Annotated in this window: 15 protein-coding genes and 1 pseudogene; 6 read left to right on the forward strand and 10 right to left on the reverse strand. The window is 65.2% G+C overall.

The genetic code is table 11. The annotated features are described in order from the left end of the window. The 4 genes from AC628_RS32630 to AC628_RS32645 all read left to right on the forward strand — a co-directional run. Positions 1-372: GGDEF domain-containing protein (locus tag AC628_RS32630; RefSeq protein ID WP_143201924.1), on the forward strand; the 372-nt coding region annotated here is incomplete at its 5' end. Between the two features lie 133 nt (positions 373-505). Beyond that, a complete protein-coding gene (locus AC628_RS32635; protein WP_074130858.1) occupies positions 506-751 on the forward strand; it encodes a GlsB/YeaQ/YmgE family stress response membrane protein in 246 nt (81 codons plus the stop codon). A gap of 93 nt (positions 752-844) precedes the next feature. Next, the gene (locus AC628_RS32640) at positions 845-1687 is read left to right on the forward strand and encodes an AAA family ATPase (protein WP_074130859.1); all 843 of its coding nucleotides are present in this window, start codon (positions 845-847) and stop codon (positions 1685-1687) included. Between the two features lie 90 nt (positions 1688-1777). Then, on the forward strand, positions 1778-3280 hold the full coding sequence (locus tag AC628_RS32645) for a flavin-containing monooxygenase (protein ID WP_074130860.1): 1503 nt from the start codon (positions 1778-1780) through the stop codon (positions 3278-3280). A gap of 200 nt (positions 3281-3480) precedes the next feature. On the opposite strand, the gene AC628_RS32650 is transcribed toward AC628_RS32645, so the two are convergent. The 6 genes from AC628_RS32650 to AC628_RS32675 all read right to left on the reverse strand — a co-directional run bounded on the left by AC628_RS32650 (position 3481) and on the right by AC628_RS32675 (position 12300). Further along, entirely contained in the window at positions 3481-5124 is a 1644-nt protein-coding gene (locus AC628_RS32650) for a GMC family oxidoreductase (RefSeq protein WP_074130882.1), read from the reverse strand. A 28-nt stretch (positions 5125-5152) separates the two neighbouring features. Further along, positions 5153-5746 (reverse strand): GNAT family N-acetyltransferase, encoded by a 594-nt coding sequence (locus AC628_RS32655; RefSeq protein ID WP_074130861.1) that lies wholly within the window; start codon positions 5744-5746, stop codon positions 5153-5155. 108 nt (positions 5747-5854) lie between these two features. Then, a complete protein-coding gene (locus AC628_RS32660; RefSeq protein WP_074130883.1) occupies positions 5855-6781 on the reverse strand; it encodes an SMP-30/gluconolactonase/LRE family protein in 927 nt (308 codons plus the stop codon). Positions 6782-7254: 473 nt separating this feature from the next. Next, entirely contained in the window at positions 7255-8142 is an 888-nt protein-coding gene (locus tag AC628_RS32665; RefSeq protein WP_074130862.1) for a 4-(cytidine 5'-diphospho)-2-C-methyl-D-erythritol kinase, read from the reverse strand. 287 nt (positions 8143-8429) lie between these two features. Further along, positions 8430-10229 (reverse strand): tetratricopeptide repeat protein, encoded by a 1800-nt coding sequence (locus tag AC628_RS32670; RefSeq protein ID WP_074130863.1) that lies wholly within the window; start codon positions 10227-10229, stop codon positions 8430-8432. A gap of 412 nt (positions 10230-10641) precedes the next feature. Next, positions 10642-12300 (reverse strand): electron transfer flavoprotein-ubiquinone oxidoreductase, encoded by a 1659-nt coding sequence (locus tag AC628_RS32675; RefSeq protein ID WP_074130864.1) that lies wholly within the window; start codon positions 12298-12300, stop codon positions 10642-10644. Between the two features lie 193 nt (positions 12301-12493). On the opposite strand from AC628_RS32675, the gene AC628_RS32680 reads away from it, so the two are divergent. Further along, complete coding sequence (locus AC628_RS32680; RefSeq protein WP_074130884.1) at positions 12494-13303, forward strand: uracil-DNA glycosylase; 810 nt, start codon at positions 12494-12496, stop codon at positions 13301-13303. Between the two features lie 111 nt (positions 13304-13414). On the opposite strand, the pseudogene AC628_RS32685 reads toward AC628_RS32680, so the two are convergent. From AC628_RS32685 to AC628_RS32700, 4 genes and pseudogenes are all read right to left on the reverse strand, one after another. After that, a pseudogene (locus tag AC628_RS32685) lies at positions 13415-14922 on the reverse strand (glycosyltransferase family 39 protein). Positions 14923-15200: 278 nt separating this feature from the next. Beyond that, positions 15201-15959 (reverse strand): ribonuclease HII, encoded by a 759-nt coding sequence (rnhB, locus tag AC628_RS32690; protein ID WP_074130865.1) that lies wholly within the window; start codon positions 15957-15959, stop codon positions 15201-15203. A 78-nt stretch (positions 15960-16037) separates the two neighbouring features. Continuing rightward, a complete protein-coding gene (locus AC628_RS32695) occupies positions 16038-16484 on the reverse strand; it encodes a VOC family protein (RefSeq protein WP_074130866.1) in 447 nt (148 codons plus the stop codon). 152 nt (positions 16485-16636) lie between these two features. Beyond that, entirely contained in the window at positions 16637-17803 is a 1167-nt protein-coding gene (locus AC628_RS32700) for a PA0069 family radical SAM protein (RefSeq protein ID WP_074130867.1), read from the reverse strand. Between the two features lie 164 nt (positions 17804-17967). Here AC628_RS32700 and AC628_RS32705 point away from each other — a divergent pair, with 164 nt between their 5' ends. Continuing rightward, positions 17968-18537: a glycosyltransferase family protein gene (locus tag AC628_RS32705; RefSeq protein WP_074130868.1), complete on the forward strand. Its 570-nt coding sequence runs from the start codon at positions 17968-17970 to the stop codon at positions 18535-18537. Positions 18538-18558: the final 21 nt, after the last annotated feature.

Raw genomic sequence — 18558 nt, forward strand, 5'->3', positions numbered from 1 at the left:
TGCCTGAAGCGCGTGGCGCGCGTGATCGCCGATGCCACCACCGACACCACGGCCATGGCGGCGCGCTACGGTGGCGAGGAATTCGCGATCATCCTGCCCGGCGTCGGCGAAGAGGATGCGCTGAAGGTCGCCGAAGCGATGCGCCTCACCGTGCGATCGCTGGCGATCGCCAACCCGGCCGCGCGCCGCGGCGTGGTCTCGATCAGCCTCGGCATCGCCAGCCGATTGGCTGCAACCGCGAACGAGACCGAACTGCTCGGCCAGGCCGATCTCGCGCTCTATGAGGCGAAACGCAGGGGACGCGACTGCACGGTGCTGGCCTCGTCGCTCGCGGATGACAGTCATTCCGCAGGGCGGAAACAGTACGCCTGACATACTATGCGCCAATTGCCGTTCTATGCGCCAAATGCCGTTCAGGGTACCGCTGCGCTGCGGAATCCGCCCTAGACCGCCCGGCTTTTTCAATTACAATTGCGCCTGACAAGACAATGGGCAGGACGTTTGAATGGGCATCATTGCGGCACTGGTGATCGGTGCGATTGCCGGCTGGCTCGCCGGACTGATCGTCCGGGGCGCGGGCTTCGGACTGATCGGCAACATCGTGGTCGGCATCATCGGCGCGCTGGTGGCGAGCTGGCTGTTGCCGCAACTCGGCATCAGCCTCGGCAGCGGCACGGTCCGCGACATCGTCAATGCGACGATCGGTGCCGTTGTCGTGCTGGTGATCCTGTCGCTGATCAGGCGGGTCTGATCGAACAATTTGCAGTTCCCACGGCCGCTGCGAGAGCGGTCGTTTCATGTTGAGGCCGAACCGGCCAACGAACGAAGCAAGGCAAAGAGATAGATGAAATTCACGGGTACCAAGGACTACGTCGCCACCGATGACCTCAAGGTCGCCGTCAACGCCGCCATCGTGCTCGAGCGCCCGCTGCTGGTGAAGGGCGAGCCCGGCACCGGCAAGACCGTGCTGGCCGAGGAAGTCGCCAAGGCGATCGACGCGCCGCTTTTGACCTGGCACATCAAGTCGACCACCAAGGCGCAGCAGGGCCTCTACGAGTATGATGCCGTCTCGCGCCTGCGCGACAGCCAGCTCGGCGACGCGCGCGTGTCCGACATCAAGAACTACATCAAGCGCGGCAAGCTGTGGGAGGCCTTCACCAACGAGAAGCGCCCGGTGCTCCTGATCGACGAGATCGACAAGGCCGACATCGAATTCCCCAACGACCTCCTGCTCGAACTCGACCGCATGGAGTTCCACGTCTACGAGACCGGCGAGACCATCAAGGCGAAGCTGCGCCCGATCGTGATGATCACGTCGAACAACGAGAAGGAACTGCCGGACGCGTTCCTGCGCCGCTGCTTCTTCCACTACATCAAGTTCCCCGACGCCGAGACGATGGGCCAGATCGTCGACGTGCACTTCCCCGGCATCAAGAAGCGCCTGGTGGAAGAGGCGCTGCGGATCTTCTTCGAGGTCCGCGAGGTTCCGGGCCTGAAGAAGAAGCCCTCGACCTCCGAGCTGCTCGACTGGCTCAAGCTGCTGCTCAACGAAGACATCACGCCGGAGATGCTCAGGGAGCGCGATCCGCGCAAGCTGATCCCGCCGCTGCATGGCGCGCTGCTCAAGAACGAGCAGGACGTGCATCTGTTCGAGCGGCTGGCATTCCTCAGCCGCCGCGAAGTCTAGTTTCGATATCGGCAGGCGCCGGGGCGATGGCTCCGGCGTTTTGCTTCCATCGCTCAACAAACAAACCAACAAACAAGAAGACCAGGGAAGATGAACGTCCAGACCCAGATCCGCGCCGCCGAGCCGGCCACCACAGAGCATTTCGACGTCCTGATCGCAGGCGCTGGCATCTCCGGCGTCGGCGCCGCCTACCACCTCACCACGCAATGCCCGGGCACCAGCTTCGTGGTGCTGGAGACGCAGAAGACCTTCGGCGGCACCTGGTCCACCCATCGCTATCCCGGCATCCGCTCCGACAGCGACCTGCACACCTTCGGCTATCGCTTCAAGCCGTGGACCAGCGCGCCGATCGCGAGCGCCGCCGAGATCCTGAAATACATGGGCGAGGTGATCGAGGAGAACGACCTCAACCGCCACATCCGCTATCGCCACACCATCACCGCGGCGAAGTGGTCGAACGAAACCAATCTGTGGACCATCGATGCAACGCGCATCGACACCGGCGAGCGGCTGCGCTTCACCACCAACTTCTTCTGGATGTGCCAGGGCTACTACCGCCACGACGCGGGCTATACGCCCGAATGGACCGACATGGCGAAGTTCAAAGGCACGGTCGTGCATCCGCAGACCTGGCCCGACGACCTCGACTACAAGGGCAAGCGCGTGATCGTGATCGGCTCCGGCGCCACCGCCGCGACCCTGATCCCGGCGATGGCCAAGGACGCCGGCCATGTCACCATGCTGCAGCGTTCGCCGACCTATTTCCGGACCGGCCGCAACGCGATCGAGATCGCCGAGGAGCTGCGCAGGCTGCAGGTCGACGAGGCCTGGATCCACGAGATCACCCGCCGCAAGATCCTGTTCGAGCAGGACGCCTTCACCAAGCGGACCTTCGCCGAGCCCGAGGGCGCCAAGAAGGACCTGCTGGCGGCGGTCGAAGCCGTTCTCGGCAAGGACTACGACATCGCCACCCACTTCACGCCGCGCTACCGGCCGTGGCGGCAGCGCATCGCCTTCATTCCGGACGCCGATCTGTTCCACGCCATCAAGGGCGGCAAGGCCTCGGTCGTCACCGACGAGATCGACCGCTTCACCGAGAAGGGCATCCTGCTCAAGTCCGGCAAGGAGCTCGAGGCCGACATCATCATCACCGCGACCGGCTTCCATCTCTCTGCCAATGGCGGCATCGACTTCGAGATCGACGGCAAGCCGCTCGACTTCAAGGACACCGTGACCTATCGCGGCATGATGTTCACCGGCGTGCCGAACCTCGTCTGGGTGTTCGGCTATTTCCGCGCCAGCTGGACCCTGCGCGTCGATCTGGTCGGCGACTTCGTCTGCCGCATGCTCAAGCACATGAAGGCAACCGGCGTGAACAAGGTGACGCCGGCGCTGCGCCCCGAAGACCACAACATGCCGTTGCTGCCGTGGATCGATCCGGAGAACTTCAATCCCGGCTACATGATGCGCGGCATGCACCTGTTGCCGAAGCGCGGCGACAAGCCGGAGTGGCAGCACAACCAGGACTACTGGGCCGAGAAGGACGAATTCCCGGCGATCGACCTCGAGGACAAGGCGTTCGTCTACGGCTGAGCTGCCTTCTTCTTTCCCGTCCAGCTAACGGCCACACCCACCGCTGTCGTCCCGGCGAAGGCCGGGACCCATACTCCGCGGCTGGTGTGGTGAACGGGACTCGTCATTCCACCGGTACGCAGCAATGAGCATCGGTGGTTATGGGTCCCCGCCTTCGCCGGGACGACGCTGAACGATCATCGTCGCGCCCAGCTCTTCCCTCACGCATACTCCGGCAGCTTCGCAGCCGCTTCGGGCGCCTTGCCGCGGATCATGTCGGAGGCCTTGTCGGCGATCATCAGGGTCGAGGCGTTGAGGTTGGCCGAGATCATCCGCGGCATGATCGAGGCGTCGATCACGCGCAGGCCTTCCATGCCATGGACCCGAAGCTGGTCGTCGACCACGGCCCAGGGCGCGTCGGCCGGTCCCATCCGGCAGGTGCAGCCGGGATGGAAGGTGGTGGTGCCGCGCTGGGTCGCGGCCGCAAGCAGCTCCTCGTCGCTCGTGACCTTCGGACCGGGAAAGTCCTCGTAGGCGAAATACGGCTTGAGCGGCTCGGAGGCGAGCAGCCGGCGCGCCAGCTTCATGCCGGCGACGACGACGCGGCGGTCGATCTCCTCGGCGAGATAATTGGTCTGGATGATCGGCGGCGCGAACGGATCGGCCGAGCGGATCCGGACATAGCCGCGGCTCTCCGGCCGCTGCTGCCATGAGGCAACCGTCATGCCGGGCTCGTCCTCGAGCTGGCCCTGCACGCCCTCCTTGTAGCTCGCCGGCGTGAAGGTGAGTTGCAAATCGGAGCTCTCGGTGGTCTCGCCGGAATGCCAGAAGCAGTAGACCATGGTCGGCGACAGCGACAGCAGCCCGCGCCGCGTCGTCGCCCATTTGATCGCCTCGGCCCACAGGCTGAAGCCGCGGCGCAGCTCGTTGATGGTCCGGATGTTCTTGACCCGCGCCACCGAACGCGGCGCGTAATGATCCTGCAGTCCTTCGCCGACACCCGGCAGCGCATGGCGCACCTCGATGCCATGAGACTGCAACAGGTCGGGCGAGCCGACGCCGGAGAGCTGCAACAGCTGCGGCGAGTTATAGGCGCCGCCGGAGAGAATGACTTCCTTGGTGGCGCGGATCTCCAGGAGATCGCCGTGCTTGCCGCCGCGGTTATAGCGCACGCCGACCGCGCGCTTGCCCTCGAAGATGATGCTGGTGACATGGGCATGCGTGCGCACATCGACGTTCGGCCGTTTTCGCGCCGGATGCAGGAACGCGGTGGCGGCGCTGACGCGAAGGCCGTTCAAGATGGTGCGCTGGCAGTACGACACGCCCTCCTGGATCTGGCCGTTGTAGTCGGGATTGCGCGGAATACCGAGGCTGACCGCGCCCGCCATGAAGGCTTCGCAGAGCGGGTCCTGCCAGTCCATCGTGGTGACGGTGAGATTGCCATTCCGACCACGATAGGTGTCGTCGCCCTCGCCGATCCTTCTCTCCATGCGCCGGAAATACGGCAGCACGTCGGGATAACCCCAGCCGCGATTGCCGAGTTGCGCCCAGGTGTCGAAATCCTGGCGCTGGCCGCGATTGTAGATGTGGCCGTTGATCGAGGACGAGCCGCCGAGCGTCTTGCCGCGCGGCGCGTAGATGCTGCGGCCGCCGGTATAGGGACCAGGCTCCTGCTGGTAAGCCCAGTTCACGCTCTTCATGTGGAAGGTCTTGATGAAGCCGGCCGGCAGATGGATGTAGGGATGCCAGTCGCTCGGCCCCGCCTCGAGCACGCACACCCGCGTGCCCGCGTCCTCACTCAACCGGTTGGTCAGCACGCTCCCGGCGGAGCCCGCGCCGATGATCACATAATCGAACGTTTCCATCGTCTCGTTTCTGGCGCCGACCACCGTGTCAGCGCGGCTTTTCGTTGAGTTGATAATTGAGATGCGCCTTCACCGTCGGCCATTCGCTGGCGATGATGCTGTAAACCACGGTGTCGCGCAACGTGCCGTTGGGCGCGATCTGGTGGCTGCGCAGAATGCCGTCCTGCTTGGCACCCAAACGCTCGATGCCGCGCCGGCTCTGGTGATTGAAGAAATGCGTGCGGAACTCGACCGCGATGCAATCGAGCTTCTCGAAGGCATGTTGCAGCAACAGCAGTTTGCACTGCGTGTTGACCGCGCTGCGCTGCACGCGTTTGGCGTACCAGGTCGAGCCGATCTCGACGCGGCGGTTCGGCGTGTCGACGTTCATGTAGGTGGTCATGCCCGAGATCCGGCCATCCGCATCGAACACCGTGAACGGCAGCATCGATCCGGCCTTCTGCAAGCCAAGCCTGCGGTCGATCTCTTTCGCCATGTTCTCCGGTTGAGGGATGGCGGTGTACCACAGGTTCGAGAGACCACCGTCCTTCACCGCTTCCGTCAGTCCAGCGAGGTGATCATGCGACAGCGGTTCGAGCCGCGCATGCGCGCCGCGAAGGGTGACCGGTTCAAGCCAGGGCATTTTGTATCCTTTCCGTCATTGCGAGGAGCGAAGCGACGAAGCAATCCATTCCATCCGCGTCTGTGGCAGCATGGATTGCTTCGCTTCGCTCGCAATGACGCTCTTACGTCACTTGTTCAGAAAATTCAGCGGCAATCCCGGCCGTGACCAGTCCATAGCGATCAGCTCGCCCTTGCCGGACAGCGTGATGTAGGCGGTCTTCAGATCGGGGCCGCCGAACGCGATGTTGGTGGTGACGCGATCGCCGGTCGGCACCTGCTCGACCACCGTGCCGTCGGGCGCGATCACCGAGATGCAGCCCGAGATCAGCGTCGCAACGCACACATTGCCCGATGCTTCGACCGCGAGCGAGTCGAACATCTGGTAGCCGCCGAGGCCCGCGATCGGCTTGCCGCGCTCGCCGCGATAGATCACGTCGCGCGGCTTGATGGTGCCGGGCTCGGACACCTCATAGGCCCATAGCCGCGCCGTCGGTGTCTCCGCGATGTAGACGGTCTTCTCATCCGGCGACAGACCGATGCCGTTGGCCGGCAGGATGCCGTGCACGGCCTCGACGATCTCGTTCATGCCGGGCTTCAGGTAATAGAACGCGCCGACATCCATGTCGCGGGCGCGGCGCTTGCCGAGATCGGAGAACCACAGGCCGCCCTGTCTGTCGAACACCAGGTCGTTCGGGCCGCGCAGCTCATGCTCGCCGCACGTCGTCACCACGGTCTCGACCTTGCCGGATTGCAGATCGACGCGCTGGATCGAGCCGCCGAGATAATCCTCCGGCTGCGGTCCCGGCATGATCATGTTGCGGGTCGGGATCCAGGAGAAGCCGCCATTGTTGCAGATGTAGATCTTGCCGTCGGGGCCGAGCGCGGCACCGTTCGGGCCGCCCGGCACCTTGGCGACGATCTCCTTGCGCCCGTCGGGATAGACCCGGGTCAGTCGCTGGCCGCGGATTTCGACCAGCACGACCGAGCCGTCGGGCATGACGACGGGGCCTTCGGGAAACTCGAGGTCGGTGGCGAGAACTCGGATATTGGCCATGGCATCCTCCCGGCTCATTGGCTGCAGGCGGATTCCGAACGGTCCCGCACGCGCAACGTTGTTGTTCGTCCTGTTATGGCAAACGGGGTTTGGCTTGCCAAGCAACCGGGGTTGCAAGGCTGCCCGGCGTTGCGGTGGGATGGTGCGGCAGAGAGGATATCGTCCCGGCGAAGACGCGATGTCGCCACATCCACAGGTGTCGTCCCGGCGAAGGCCGGGACCCATAACCACAGGGTTGAGTTGTTAAAGAAGGCTGCGGCCACGGCGTCGCGCAACAATGAGCATCGATGGTTATGGGTCCCGGCCTTCGCCGGAACGACATCGAGTATGTTGCACGGTTGGTGAGTCACACATCCGCATTCTCGCAGCAAGTTTCGCCCGAGCTTTGCTCTTCGTCCCGCCTTGTCGCACCTTACTCTACGTCATTCCCCGATGCGCAATTGCGCATCTGGGAATGACGAGAGGAGAAAAGCTCAGCTCAACGAGCCCGCGTGCACCCACCAGCCGGGATGGTCGGCGCGGAGCTTCTCGCCTGCGGCCTCGGCGTCGGCGTCGGTTCCGAACACGGCAAAGCAGGTCGCGCCGGAGCCGGACATGCGCACCAGACGAACGCCCGTGGTCGTACGCAGCGCCGACAACACGTCGCTGATGACGGGCTCGATGCGCGCGGCGGGGGCTTCGAGATCATTGGTGCCGCGCTTAAGCGCTGCGATCCAGTCGTCAACCGCGCGGCCGGCCTCCGGCCAGGACGGCGCCTGCATCACGACATCGGTGGCGCCGATCAGGAGCTCGCCATGGCGCAGGCCGAGCGCATTGAAGACGTCCTTGGTCGCAACCGGCACGCGCGGATTGACCAGCACGGCCGGCATCTTCGGCAGGTCGAGCGGCAGCAGGCCTTCGCCGACGCCGGTCATGTCGGCCGCGCGCGAGGCGACGCACACCGGCACGTCGGCGCCGGTCTGCAAAGCGACCTCCATGATCCTGCTGTCGTCGAGCGAGAGTTCGTTCAGCCGCGCCAAGAGCCGCAGCGCGGCCGCGGCATCCGCCGAGCCGCCACCGATGCCGGCCGCGACCGGCAGCACCTTTTCCAGCGTGAAGTGGCCGACCTCGAGGTCCACGACGCGCTCGCCGAGCAGCCGCGCGGCCTTGAGCACGAGATTATCCGACGTATCGCCGCAGGCGTCGGCCAGCGGTCCCGCCATCGTCAGCGACAGCTCCGGTCCCGGCTCGAGCGTGAGACGATCGGCGCAATCGGCAAACGCGACGACGCTCTCGAGATCATGAAACCCATCGACGCGCCGTCCGACAACCCTGAGCGTCAGGTTGACTTTGGCACGCCCTTCTTCAATCAGCGCCGGCACGGCGATAAACCCCTAAAAACAAACATCGTGATGCGATTAGCGTAAATCGCCGTATGATCCTATCCCTTTGTTTGCACGGAAATTCCGGGGGTATGCCGGCTCAAGCGCCGGATCCGCCGCCGTCGTCCCTGCCTAGTGCGCAGTTGCGCACGGAAGCAGGGACCCATACTCCGCGGCGGATGTTTTGAACGGGATTCGTCGTTCGGGCAATCTGCAGCAATAACCGTCGGTGGTTATGGGTCCCTGCGTTCGCAGGGACGACACCGAGTTTGCCGCACCCGCAAGCCCTAGCCGCCCTTACCATCGCCCTTGCCGTCGTCGTCCTTCTTCTTGTCGGCGGCGGCGGCGTTCGAGGTGTCGTCCGGCAGGCCGTTGTCGATCTTGGCCTGGATCTTCGGCAGCTCTTCCGGCTCGGGCTTGAGGTCGCGGGCATGCGCCCACTGGAACTTGGCTTCCAGCGTGCGGCCGACGCGCCAATAGGCATCGCCGAGATGGTCGTTGATGGTCGGATCTTCCGGCTTGAGGTCGATCGCGCGCTCGAGGTTCTTCACCGCCTCGTCGTAATTGCCGATCCGATAGTAAGCCCAGCCGAGGGAATCGACGATGTAGCCGTCGTCAGGGCGCTGATCGACGGCACGTTTGATCATCTTCATGCCTTCGTCGAGGTTGATGCCCTGGTCGATCCAGGAATAGCCGAGATAGTTCAGCACATGCGGCTGCTCGGGCTGCAGCTCGAGCGCCTTGCGCATGTCGGCCTCGGCCTTGTTCCACTGCTTGGAACGCTCCTCGCAGATGCCGCGGTAGTAATAGGTGACCCAGGCATTCTTGTCGCCGCTGCCGGCCGGCAGCGCATCGATCGCCTGCGAATAGGTGGTGGCGCAGTCGGCGAACTTCTTGCGGCCGCGCTCGATGTTGCCGAGGGCCAGGATCGCCTCGATGTCCTTCGGCTGATCCGCGGTGACTTCCTTGAGGATCTTGATCGCCTCGTCGCTGCGGTCGGCGGCGTCGAGGTTGGTCGCGAGCTGGATCTGCGCGTTGCGCTTCAGCGGCGAGGACGCCGGCATCCGCTCATAGACCTTGATCGCCATCTGCGGCTTCTTCACCGATTCATAAAGATCGGCGAGCGACAGCAGCGCCAGCGGATGGTTCGGCTGCAGATAGAGCGCGAGCTGCAGGTAGACCAGCGCGAGGTCCTCGCCGCCGCGGCGGGTCAGCGTCGCGCCGATGCCGTACAGCGCTTCAGCTGCGCCGGCCTGCGGGCTGTCGACCAGCGGCGGCAGCTTCTTGCCGGCCTTGGTCTCCTTGATGCCTTCGAGCACCAGCGGATGACGCGGCAGCTTCTTGTCGAACGCCTCATACATCGCGGTGGCGGCGGCGGCATCCTTGTTGCGCGAGGTCCAGCGCGCATATTCGTCGACCGTGCGCAGCATGGAATCGTCGAGCTTGTAGACCTTCTCGAAGCGGGCGCCGGCATCCTTCTCCTTGCCGGACAGCTCGTAGATCATGCCGGCGTGCAGGTCCTTGAAGATCGGATACCATTCGGGGCCGGTCAGCTTGTCGATCGAGGCGACCGCGCCCTTGCTGTCGCCGGCGCCATAGGCCGCCCAGGCCGACAGCAGCGTCGCCACCAGATCGGTGATCGGTCCGCGGACCGACTGGTTGATGTTGGACTGCGCGGCGGCGTACTTCTTCAGCTTGAGGTCGCGCACGCCGACGACGAGGCGCGCGACGCGGTTGGCCTTGTCCTGGGTCAGGATGCGGTCGGCGAGCTTGACCGCCTCGTCGATGTCGCCGTCGGCGAGCGAGGAGATGAAGGCACGGTCGAGCAGCTCGGAATTCTTCGGGTCGGTGCGCAGCGCGGAACGGTAGAACGCCGCGGCCGAGGACGCATCGCGTTCGACACTGGCGTGGCGGGCGGCGAGATAGCTACCCGCCGTGGTCAGCGACTTCAGGTCGGTCTTGGACGGGAATTGCGCGGCATTGTCGGTCGGATGGTCGGGCGTTTGCGCCGCCAGCTGCGCAGGCACGGCAAGCGCCGCGGCAGCAAGAAGGGCAATCGTCAGGCGGTTGAAACGGGTGGACAGCATCACGGTCGCCTTGCTCCAGGGATTTACGCCAAGATGGATTTTACGGCCAAGATCTTGCGATCAGTCTCAAAATGCGAACCCAAGCGGCGGCATCACGGCGAGCGACAATGCCGCTTTTGGCGGTTATCCGCAAGGATCGCCCAAAGGCAACCCGTGACGAATCAATTGGCAGAATTAGGCCCTTAGATCCGCCGATCCAGCCAGCCCCCGCAAGACGCTTCCACTATGGCGGTATCGTGACCGGGCCGGGCATATTCGCGCGCAGACGCAAAAAGCGCCGGATCCTGACGCCACGGCACCTTGTTCCGAGTGTTCGGACGTATCCGACAGTGCAATCCGGCCGCTTCCGCAAGGCAGAGGCCAAGCGGAGGTTGCGGCGAGCTGCGCTCGGCCTCACGCAAATGTGGTCGGCTTACATCGCCTCGTAGTTGGGACCGCCGCCACCCTCCGGAGGAACCCAGGTTATGTTGCCGTTGGGGTCCTTCACATCGCAGGTTTTGCAGTGGACGCAGTTCTGGGCGTTGATCTGGAAGCGCGGTCCTGCCGATTCCTCGACCCACTCGTAGACGCCGGCCGGGCAATAGCGGTTGGAGGGACCTGCGAACACGTCGTGCTCCGACGTCTTCTGCAGGTTCATGTCGGCGACCTTGAGATGGACCGGCTGGTCCTCCTCGTGGTTGGTGTTGGACAGGAATACCGACGACAGCTTGTCGAAGGAGATCTTGCCGTCCGGCTTCGGATAGGCGATCGGCTGGTGCTGCTTGGACGGATCGAGCGTCTCGCGGTCCGGCTTGGCATGCGACTGGGTGCCGAGCAGCGAGAAGCCGAGCGTGTTGCACCACATGTCGAAGCCGGACAGCGCCATTCCGAGCAAATTGCCGAACTTCGACAGCAGCGGCTTGGCGTTGCGGACCTTGAACAGGTCCTTGCCGATCGCCGACGAACGCCAGGCATTCTCATACTCGACGAGCTCGTCATTGGCGCGGCCGGCGCCGAGCGCGGCAGCGACGTGCTCGGCGGCGAGCATGCCGGAGCCCATCGCATTGTGGACGCCCTTGATGCGCGGCACGTTGACGAAGCCCGCGGCGCAGCCGATCAGCGCGCCGCCCGGGAAGGAGAGCCGCGGCACCGACTGGTAGCCGCCCTCGGTGATGGCGCGCGCGCCATAGGCGAGCCGCTTGCCGCCTTCGAACAGCTCGCGGATATCGGGATGCGTCTTCATCCGCTGGAATTCGTCGAACGGCGACAGATACGGATCGGTGTAGTTCAGGTGAACGACGAAGCCGACCGCGACGCGGTTGTCGTCGTAATGATAGAGGAACGAGCCGCCGCCGGTCTTGTCGTTCAGCGGCCACCCGAGCGTATGCTGCACCCGGCCCTTCTTGTGCTTCGCCGGATCGATCTGCCAGACTTCCTTCAGGCCGATGCCGAATTTCGGCGGCTCCGAGTTGGCGTCGAGCTTGAACTTCGCGATCAGCTGCTTGGACAGCGAGCCGCGCGCGCCTTCGGCGAACAGCGTGTACTTGCCGAGCAGCTCCATGCCGCGGGTATAGGAATCCTTGTGGCTGCCGTCCTTGGCGATGCCCATGTCGCCGGTCGCGATGCCGCGCACCGCGCCCTTGTCGTCATAGAGCACCTCGGCGGCGGCGAAGCCCGGATAGATCTCGACGCCGAGCGCTTCCGCCTTCGGCGCCAGCCAGCGGCAGACATTGCCGAGCGAGCCGATGTAGCAGTGATGATTGTTCATCAGCGGCGGCATGATGAAGTTCGGGATGCGGAACCAGCCTTGCGACGTCGCCCAGTAGAAGCGGTCGCTCGTGACCTGCGTCTTCAGCGGGCAGTCGGCATCCTCGCGCCAGTCGGGCACGAGCTTGTCGAGGCCGGCCGGATCGATCACCGCACCCGACAGGATGTGCGCACCGACTTCGGAGCCCTTCTCCACCACGACGACCGAAAGCTCCGGATTGAGCTGCTTCAGCCGGATCGCGGCCGACAGGCCCGACGGGCCGGCGCCGACGATGACGACGTCGAATTCCATAGACTCGCGCGGAGGAAGGTCTTCAGCACTCATGATCTTTGATCTCAGCCCAATGAGAACGCTTCTAAGCTTTTCAAAAGTCGTTGTTTCCGATTTTTGGCGGGAGGACAACCATGGAATTGCGCTTTGCGAGGTTTCGCGCGGCCGCGACGCCACAGGAGCATAATCTTTTCCAAAAACCAGCCTCCGCTTTTCCCGTTCATGCTAAAATTACATCATGATGGCCCTGCCGCCCGATCCCACCCCTACACTGCAGCAATTGCTAGCCTTTTACCTCGAGGCCGGGGTCGATTGCGCGCTTGGCGACGAGCCGATCAACCGGCTGGAACAGCCCGAGCCAGTTCCCGCCCCTGCCGCGCCGCGGCCGGTGGCGCTCAATCCGCTGCGCCCCCCGCCGATGCCCGCAGTTCCGCGCAGCGAAATCACCGTCGCGCCGGATGCCGCGATCGCCTCGGCGCGCGAGGCCGCGCGCACTGCGCCGACGCTTGAAGCATTGCGCACCCTGATGGAGACGTTCGACGGCTGCGCGTTGAAGCACACCGCGACCCGGCTGGTGTTCGCCGATGGTAACCCGCAGGCGAAGGTGATGTTCGTCGGCGAGGCGCCGGGCCGCGACGAGGACATCGAGGGCCTGCCGTTCGTCGGCCGCTCCGGCAAGCTGCTCGACCGCATGATCGCGGCGATCGGGCTCGACCGCAGCAAGGCCTATATCGCCAACGTGATCCCGTGGCGGCCGCCGGGCAACCGCACGCCGACGCCGCAGGAGACGCAGGTGTGCCTGCCGTTCATCCAGCGCCATATCGAGCTGGTCAATCCCGACGTGCTGGTGACGCTCGGCAATCCCTCGACGCAGGCGCTGCTCGGCACGCGCGAGGGCATCATGCGCACGCGCGGCAAATGGATCGACTACGACACCGGCACCCGCACGATCCGCGCCGTCGCCACCTTCCATCCGGCCTATCTGCTGCGCTCGCCGTCGTACAAGAGATTGTCGTGGCAGGATCTGCGCGCGATCGCGAAGGTGCTTGCTTCGTAACAAAGGTGCTTACTCCGTAGGATGGGTAGAGCGTAGCGAAACCCATCGATCCATGCCCGCGGCACAAATGATGGGTTTCGCTTCGCTCTACCCATCCTACAGATCGGCGTCTCACGATCCCTTCGGCCGCACGATCGCCCAGCCGATCCGCAGCACCGGCTGGCGGCCATTGACCAGCCGGTCGAACGAGCGCGGCACTTCCGGCACGAGGCCGGGGAAGCGCAGCGCGAGTTCGGGCGGCGGCGTGCCGGCGGTGTCCTGCGCGCGCCAGACCACGACGCCGCCGGTCTCGTTGAACTTCGCGACCGACAGCCAGGGCGTCCGCTGCGGCGCGGCGTCGAGCAACAGATGCGGGCGGCGTCCGTTCATCGCGATCAGGCTGGCGATTTCGGGATCGCCGGCGACCGCGCGCAGGCGCTGGTTGGTGCGGCGCTCATAGCTGTCGTCGAAGAAGCGCCCCATTGCGGCTGCCGGCAGCGAGGTCGGCACCTCCTTGGTGCTGGTCCAGGGCAGGAACAGCGCCGCCGCCAGCGCCGCAGCAGCAGGCGCCGCGACCGCGAAGGCCCACGCCGAACGCAGCAGCCGCTGCCGCCGCAGATGGATCAGATCGCCGGTCGCGACCACGACCGCCAGCCCTGACATCAACAGCGCCACGCCGGCGCCGCCGAAGGCGCGATCCAGATCGAACAGGCCGGAGATGAAGCTGCTCACGATCGCGGGCGCGAAGGCGAAGAAATAGACGAATTGCTGCGCCAGCGGACTGACCGGCGGACGGTAGATGATCGGAGCATCCTCACCGTCGCGGGCAAACCAGCGCGAATTGAGGATCGCCAGCACCACGATCGCAGCGGTCGCCACGATCAGCCCGCCGAGCACGACGCCCCAGTGCAGGGCGCGCGCCTTGAGATCGGCGAGCGCGGGCAAGGCCGGCAGCGCCAGCACGTCGGCGCGGACCAGCCAGATCAGATAGGGCAACGCCAGCACGATGACGACGAGCAGCGCGTAGAGCGGATCGACCGCGCGCAGCGTGCGCCGCCCGCGCTCGGTTGCGACCGCAAAGCCTGTGACCAGCAGGATCATGCCGATCGCCGCCTGCGTCGTCAGCAGCAGCAGGCCGCAATCGATCGACCAGGCAAACCAGGCGCTGCGCCGGTTCTGCCCGATCAATTGCCAGGAATGCAGCAGCAGCAGCGCCCAGAGCGGACGCGCCAGGATCAGCGGGCCGAACTCGACGCTCGGCGAGGAGAACACCACGACCGTCATCGACAGCAGCACCGCCAGCACGCCCTGCGGGCCGCCGACAATGGCGCGCGCCAGCTGGTAGAAGGCGATGAAGGTTGTGATCTCGCAGGTCTGCGCCAGGAGATAGACGCCGAACACGTGATTGCCGGCGGCGCGGAAGGCGATGTCGGCGAGCCAGAACGCCAGCGGCGGCCCCATGTCGGTGCCGACTGATATTCGCGGCCGAAGGCGAGCACGGTGGCGAGATTGCCGGGCGGGCTGCCGTAGAAGATCAGCGGCAGGACCAGCCAGATCGCGGCCTGCACCAGCACCACGACCCACACCACGAGGCGCGGCCGGGCGCGGATCAGTTCGACAACCAGGGAGGTAAACCGCATGAAACGCCTGAAATGCCCCAGCCACCTCGTCAGCGGCGCCATCTGATCCCGAGGGTTTTTGATAACGGCAGGCGGCGGTGGAGGCAACCGGCGTAGGCCGTGCCTGCACTTTAACTTCAAACTCCGCTGTCATGCCCCGCGAAGGCGGGGCATCCAGTACGCCGCGGCCTCTCAATCGAAAACGACTGCCTCTGGAATACTGGATCGCCCGGTCGAGCCGTGCGATGACACCGAGTGGGCGGGTAGATGACACCGAGTGGGCGGGTAGCAGTCGCGCTTTACGCTGCTTCGGACGCCGCGGCTTCGCTTTCCGCGTCCACTGTGAACAGGTCGGGTTCGGCCGGGACCGGGAAATGCTTCAGCCGCGCCGCAACGACAGGGGCGAAGAAGCTGCGGTGGTGGGTGCTCGGCCCGAGCCGGTCCAGCGCTTCGAGGTGCTCGGGGACGCCGTAGCCCTTGTGCTGCTCGAAACCGTAGCCGGGGCAATCCAACGCCAGCGCGCACATCAGGCGGTCGCGCGTCACCTTGGCAATGATCGAGGCCGCCGCGATCGAGGCCACGATACCGTCGCCGCCGATCACGGCGTCGCAGTCGCAGGGCGTGGCAAGCTTGTCGCGGCCGTCGACGAAGACGTGCTTCGGCATCTCCGGCAGCGCGTGGACCGCGCGGGCCAGCGCCCACAGCGAGGCGCGCAGGATGTTGTCGCGGTCGATTCGCGCCGGCGAGGCCACCGCGACCGAGAACGCTGCGGTGGCGCAGATCTCCTCGAACAGTTCCTCGCGGCGTTCGGCGGTCAGCCGCTTCGAATCGTCGAGGCCCTTGGGAACGCGAGCAGGATCGAGCACGACCGCGGCGGCGACCACGGGTCCGGCCAGCGGGCCGCGTCCGGCCTCGTCGCAGCCGGCAACCGGCCAGACGCCGCGCTTGATCAGCGCGCGCTCGCGCCGGAAGGTCGGCCGCGTCACGGCGATGACGCGCTTGGCCAGCGTCTTTTTCGACGCGGTCTTTGACGTAGCCTTGGACTTGTCTCGAATCATGCGGGGATGGTGATCAAGCCGGCTCCGCGACGCAACCGGGAACCTGGCCCCCTTCCCCGTTATTCAATTCGGCTCATGCTAGTCGGGAATCGACACTCGCCCGCTCTCGAGCACCTCGAAGCCCGGCGCGCGCACCACTTCCCAGGCGTGGCCGTCGGGATCGCCGAAATAACCGCAATAACCGCCATAACTGGTCGGCTGCGCGGGCTTCAGCAATGTGGCGCCTTTCGACAGCGCGAACGCCATCACGCGATCGACCTCGGCATCGTCGTTGCAGTTCCAGGCAATCGAAACGCCGCGGAATGCTGATGGCCGCGGCTGATCGGGCAGTCCGGCATCGGCGGCGAGCAGATGCCACGGGAACAGCCCGAGCACGCTGCCGCCGGTTTCGAAGAAGGCGACTTCCTCACCGGTCGCGCGCATCTTTCTGGTGAAACCGAGGGACTCATAGAAGGCGATGCTGGCGCGCATGTCGCTGACGCCGAGCGTGAGGACGGTGAAGCGTGCGGTCGGGGCGCTACTCATTGTTGCACTCGCTTTATTGACATTATTTACGGCCTCGTCGCCGTGTTGCTTCTTCGTAGCCCGGATGGAGCGAAGCGCAATCCGGGGCCTTCTGTCCGCGGCGAAAGGTTTCCCGGATTTCGCTGCGCGCCATCCGGGCTACGGGATCTCGCCTAGAACAGGCTGAGCTGCTGCCCGCTGCGCTTCGGTTTGGCGAAGTGATCGGTGGTCAGCTTGGTGCGCCGCTTGTTGAGGCCGAGCTTTTCGCAGGCGATCTCGAAGCGGCGGCCGATCATCCAGGCCATCGGGCCGGTGCCCTTCATCCGCGTGCCCCATTGCGAGTCGTAGTCGCGGCCGCCGCGCATGTCGCGGATCAGCGTGAAGACGTGACGGTAGCGATCCGGATAGTTCGCCATCAGCCATTCGCGAAAGAGATCGCGGACCTCGAGCGGCAGCCGCAGCAGCACGTAGCTCGCCTCCTTCGCGCCGGCATGGGCGGCGGCATCGAGGATGCGCTCGATCTCGGAATCGTTCAGCGCCGGGATCACGGGCGCGACCATCACCGTGGTCGGGATGCCGGCCTCGGTGAGCCGCTTGATCGTCTCGAGCCGCTTTGGCGGGGTCGAGGCGCGCGGCTCCATGGTGCGGGCGAGCTTCGGATCGAGCGTCGTCACCGAGAGCGCGACCTTGGCGAGATTGCGCTTCGCCATCCGCGCCAGGATGTCGATGTCGCGGGTCACCAGCGCCGACTTGGTGACGATGCCGACCGGATGCCCGGCGCGCTCCAGCACCTCGAGAATGCCGCGCATGATCTTCCGTTCGCGCTCGATCGGCTGATAGGGATCGGTGTTGGTGCCGATCGCGATCATCCGCGCTTCATAATCCGGCGCCGCGAGTTCCTTCTCGAGCAGCGCCGGCGCATCCGGCTTGGCGAACAGCTTGGATTCGAAGTCGAGCCCCGGCGACAGGCCGAGATAAGCGTGGGTCGGCCGCGCGAAGCAATAGACGCAGCCATGCTCGCAGCCGCGATAGGGATTGATCGAGCGGTCGAAGCCGATGTCGGGCGAGTCGTTGCGGGTGATCACCTTGCGCGAGGTGTCGAGCGACACGCTGGTCGTAAAAGGCGGCAGATCTTCGAGGCTCTGCCAGCCGTCGTCGAAGGCGACCCGCGCCTCCGCCTCATAGCGGCCGCTGGCGTTGGACTGCGCGCCGCGGCCGCGCCGCCGCTCGCGCTCGATCGCGACCGCAAGCTCGGGAAAAGGGGTGGGTGCACCCGCCGGGTTATCGGAGGGCGCCGTTACCGGCGGGTGCTTGAGGGCATGAGAGGATGCACGGCTCATGCTTTGAAGCTAACACAATCCGAGAACAAATCAAGAACACGCGGCGAGAAAATCCACAAAGTGATGGCGTAAAAATCTGCAGATGAGAAGGCTGCTTTGAATATGACAAGGTGATAACACGGCCGGAGTTTCCAGAACCGTTTGAGCCAGCGAAGCCTCAAATCATGCTGAGCGTGATCATTCCAACCGACGGGATCGAGCGCACCGCGGTCGCAACCTTGGCCGCGCTGGTGCCGGGCGCGGCCGCCGGCGTGATCCGCGAGGTGCTGCTGGTCGACCGCACCAATACCGACATCATGGAGCGCGTTGCCGACGTCGCCGGCTGCCGCTTCCTGCGTTTCGAGGGCACGCGGGCCGCGGCGCTTGCGGCGGGCGCACGGCAGGCGCGTTCGCCCTGGCTGATGTTCCTGCATCCGGGCGCGGTGCTCGATGCCGGCTGGATCGAGGAGACCACCCAGTTCATCCAGATGGTGGCGGCGAGCGGCAAGGACCGCGCCGGCATCTTCCGCTACGCCCGCGCGCCCTACTCCGACCCCGGCCTGCGCGACGGCCTCAAATTCGTCGCCCGGATGATCGCCGGCCCCTCGGCCGAACAGGGCCTGCTGATCGCGCGCGACCATTACGAGCGGATCGGCGGCTACCGGCCGGACGCGCGCCGCTCCGAGGCCCGGCTGCTGCGCCGGCTCGGCCGCTCCTCCCGGACCATGCTGCGCAGCCGGATCATGGTCGCGTAAAGGTCCTTGCATATTATTTGA

It is taken from the genome of Bradyrhizobium sp. NAS96.2, assembly GCF_001908235.1.
In the GTDB taxonomy this organism is placed as follows: Bacteria; Pseudomonadota; Alphaproteobacteria; order Rhizobiales; family Xanthobacteraceae; genus Bradyrhizobium.